This is a genomic window from Prevotella sp. Sow4_E9_plate (genome assembly GCF_052116205.1).
GTDB lineage: Bacteria > Bacteroidota > Bacteroidia > Bacteroidales > Bacteroidaceae > Prevotella.
Genome location: NZ_JBQKLN010000094.1, coordinates 1 through 3,706 on the forward strand (window position 1 = coordinate 1; position 3,706 = coordinate 3,706).

Below are 3,706 nucleotides of genomic sequence, written 5' to 3' on the forward strand. Positions count from 1 at the left end.
ATTGTCTACTTTTGCAAATGAAAAGGAACGAAATTTGATAGATATGTGTACTTTTAAAAATATAAATAATTAATAATCATTTTTTGTGTCCACTTTGGGGAACTGCTACAATGATATGCCTAGTTGTCCCTGATTTACAACAAACTTTAACGCTGTTGCCGCTGATTTGCGACAAAAAAGTAGTATCTTTGCCCCTGATTTGAAACAAATGCGTATGTTTAGACGAAATATCATCAGTAAACTGGAGGCTTGGAAGCAAGACAAAAAGCATAAGCCTCTTATCCTGAGAGGAGCTCGACAGGTTGGCAAGACAACTGTGGTCAATGAGTTTGGCTCTCAGTTTGATAATTATCTATATTTCAATCTGGAAAGAAATGAGAATGCCAAGTTGTTTGAAATGGAGATTCCTTTAGACGACCTGGTGAATATGCTGTATGCCAGTGTCGGTAAGGTTAAGAAAGAAGGAACTACACTTGTTTTTATCGACGAGATACAGAATTCTCCTAAAACCATAGCACTTCTCAGGTATTTCTATGAACAGAGACCAGATTTGTATGTTATTGCAGCTGGCAGTCTGTTGGAGAATCTGGTGGATGTTAAAGTCAGTTTCCCTGTAGGAAGAGTACAATATCTGGCTTTGCGACCTTGTTCGTTTTCGGAATTCCTGGGAGCTATCGGCAAGAATAATCTGCTTGCCGTACTCTCGCAGAAGGCAGAATATACGGTTGCCTTCCATGAACAGTTGATGCATCTTTTTAATCAATATACCATTGTGGGAGGTATGCCTGAAGCTGTGCAGCAGTATGCTGAAACCCAGGATGTCATTGGTATCGAAGATGTTTATGAAACTCTGGTGCAAGCCTATAAGGATGATTCTGAAAAATACGTCAGAGGTAATAAGTTGACAGACGTGGTGAGGTTCATCCTCTCCTATGGTTGGGCTTTTTCGGGTGAGACCATTACGTTGGGCAACTTTGCCAATTCTGGCTATAAGTCAAGAGAGGTGGGCGAGGCTTTTAGATTGCTGGAGAAGGCTATGCTCCTGGAGTTGGTTTACCCTGTGTCTTCTACCCAGTTGCCGATTATCCCTGAGACCAAGCGAATGCCAAAACTCATCTGGTTTGATACGGGATTGGTGAACTATCAGGCGGGAATCAGAAAGGAAATCATTGGTTCCACCGACATGGTGGACAGTTGGCGTGGGCATATTGCAGAACAAATTACGGCTCAGGAGTTATTGGCTTTGGAAGATAGGGTGGGACAGCATCGCTCGTTTTGGGCAAAGCCGAATAATGGTGCAGAGGTTGATTTCATTTTTACTCATAACTCCAAGCTTTATCCGATAGAGGTAAAGAGTGGAACCAATGCCCATCTCCGTTCTCTCCAGGTATTTATGGATAGTTCTGATGTAAACATAGCCATCCGTATCTGGTCAAAGCCTTATTCTATAGATAAGGTCAAGACCATTCATGGCAAGGAGTTTACGTTGATCAATCTTCCGTTTTATCTGATAGGTAATTTGCGGAACGTATTGGATGCTGTTGTAGATGAATGAGTGGTAGATATATCGTCGATAGTCCATACATTCACCTTCATGCCCAGGTCGTGACTCTCTTTAATCCAATTCGGATTCTTGAGAAGGGCACCATCATAATAGTCAATGCCGGCTGCCTTTACCAAATCAAGGCAAGCCTTTACGCATCTGTCTTCTCTTTGGGGGTAGTCGCCCACCTTCACACGCAGCTACTTGATGGTTCCGCCCATCGAGAAGCTGAGGCTTATGCCAAGACATAAGCAGGTTGGCAGCTCGTTACCTTGGCTTTTACCAAGAAGATGTAAGTTTTCCGTTAAATATTCTATTTTCTGATAGGTATTTCGGAAAAATTGCCTATTTTTGCAATATGAATTCAAAACGAAGCAATTATGGCATTGAAATTATATCCTGTAGGAATCCAAACATTTGAGCGTATTCGAAAGGAAAACAAGCTCTATATCGACAAGACGGAATATATCTATCGAATGACACATTCTGGTGGATGTTATTTCTTCTTAAGTCGTCCACGCCGTTTCGGTAAGTCACTTTTGGTGTCCACTTTTGAGAGTTATTTCTCTGGAAAGAAAGAACTGTTTGAGGGGCTTGCCATCGAAAAGTTAGAGCAGAAATGGATGGAATATCCTGTACTGCACTTCGACATGAGTGGAGGTAAGCACATGGAGAAGGAGCAGTTGGAGGATTATCTCTCAAATCGTTTGGAGGCAGAAGAGAGAAAATGGGGGATTACCCATTCTAAAAGAGGTGCAAATGATCGTTTGACAGAATTAATTACCACCGCTTATGAAATTAGTGGCAAGCAGGTGGTCGTGCTCATCGACGAGTATGATGCGCCTATGCTCGATGTAGCTCATGAGAGAAAAACTTTGGATGAGCTTCGCAATGTGATGCGCAATTTCTATAGCCCACTCAAGATGTGTGAGCCCATGCTTCGTTTTGTCTTCCTGACTGGCATCACCAAGTTCTCGCAAGTGAGCATTTTTAGCGAGTTGAATAACATCAAAAATATTTCGCTGGATGATGAATATGCCGGAGTTTGCGGAATCACCAAGGAAGAATTGCTTACCCAGATGAGTGAGGATATAGATGTGTTGGCAGAGGCACTGGAGATGACAAGAGAGGAAACTATTGCTAAACTCAAGGAAAATTATGATGGCTATCACTTCTCACCAGCATCCCCTGATGTGTTTAATCCTTATAGCTTGCTCAACTGTTTTGATGATAAGAACTTCGGTGCTTATTGGTTCAGCTCAGGCACACCTACCTATCTTATCAACATGCTTCGCAAGTTTAAGGTCTTGCCAGCCAAGATAGGCAGGTCATTGGCTCGTTCCTCAGCTTTCGATGCACCTACGGAGAACTTGAAGACCATCACGCCTTTGCTCTATCAGAGCGGCTACATCACTATCAAGGGCTATGACAAGATGAGCCAACTCTTCACGCTCGACTTGCCTAACAAGGAAATCAAGGTGGGCTTATTTGAGAGCCTTATGCCTTATTATTTGGAAGGCATGTATGCCGAGGAGGGAGATGTGGCAATCGCCCAGATGTCTGTCTTGATTCGCCAAGGCGACATGGATGGAGCCTTGCGCTTGCTCCAGGAGTTCTTGGGCACGGTGCCTTATTGTAACAATACCAATTACGAGGGGCATTACCAGCAGGTGCTTTTCATCATCTTCACCCTCTTGACTCACTTTGTGGTGGATGTGGAGGTTCACACACCGAATGGAAGGGTGGATGTAGTGATGGAGACTGAGGATACTCTCTATCTCATCGAACTGAAACTCAACAAGAGTGCCCAGGCCGCCATGCAGCAAATCAACCTCAAGCAATATGACCAGCGTTTTGCAAGATGTGGCAAGCCGATAGTAAAAGTTGGTGTAAACTTTGATGCCAAGAAAGGGAATATTGAGGATTGGACCATAGAACCATAAATAAGAGTCCACTTTCAAAGTGGTAGCAACTCATAATAAAAAAAAGACCGAGTAACTTTTCTATTGGAAGTTGCTCGGTCTTTTTGGGTTGAAGTAGAATTAAAACTGCCTTATTCCGCCAATCGGATGCTCATAGGGCTTACGGTGATGAGGCGCTTCTTGTAGAGGTCGCCAATGGCACGCTTGTAAACCTTCTTGCTCACGTGGAAACGCTCGTAGA

Annotated in this window: 3 protein-coding genes and 1 pseudogene; 2 read left to right on the forward strand and 2 right to left on the reverse strand. The window is 43.3% G+C overall.

The window, feature by feature from the left end; all coding sequences use genetic code 11:
- The first annotated feature begins 214 nt into the window (after positions 1–214).
- A complete protein-coding gene (locus ACTQ53_RS17240) occupies positions 215–1,555 on the forward strand; it encodes an ATP-binding protein (protein WP_441934521.1) in 1,341 nt (446 codons plus the stop codon).
- On the opposite strand, the gene ACTQ53_RS17245 is transcribed toward ACTQ53_RS17240, so the two are convergent.
- Positions 1,504–1,737 carry a hypothetical protein gene (locus ACTQ53_RS17245; RefSeq protein WP_441934523.1) on the reverse strand — a complete coding sequence of 78 codons (234 nt, stop codon included), beginning with the start codon at positions 1,735–1,737 and terminating at the stop codon, positions 1,504–1,506. The two genes, ACTQ53_RS17240 and ACTQ53_RS17245, sit on opposite strands and share 52 nt — an antisense overlap.
- A 186-nt stretch (positions 1,738–1,923) precedes the next feature.
- On the opposite strand from ACTQ53_RS17245, the gene ACTQ53_RS17250 reads away from it, so the two are divergent.
- Positions 1,924–3,486, forward strand: coding sequence for an ATP-binding protein (locus ACTQ53_RS17250; protein ID WP_441934525.1), 1,563 nt, complete (start codon positions 1,924–1,926; stop codon positions 3,484–3,486).
- Between the two features lie 110 nt (positions 3,487–3,596).
- Here ACTQ53_RS17250 and ACTQ53_RS17255 read toward each other — a convergent pair.
- Positions 3,597–3,706, reverse strand: a pseudogene (locus ACTQ53_RS17255) (GntR family transcriptional regulator); the annotation flags it as partial.

What these genes read in the sequence shown, in the direction of transcription:
- ACTQ53_RS17250 (WP_441934525.1), top strand. Translation starts at nt 1,924, where the DNA reads ATGGCATTGAAATTATATCCTGTAGGAATCCAAACATTTGAGCGTATT.
- ACTQ53_RS17240 (WP_441934521.1), top strand. Translation starts at nt 215, where the DNA reads ATGTTTAGACGAAATATCATCAGTAAACTGGAGGCTTGGAAGCAAGAC.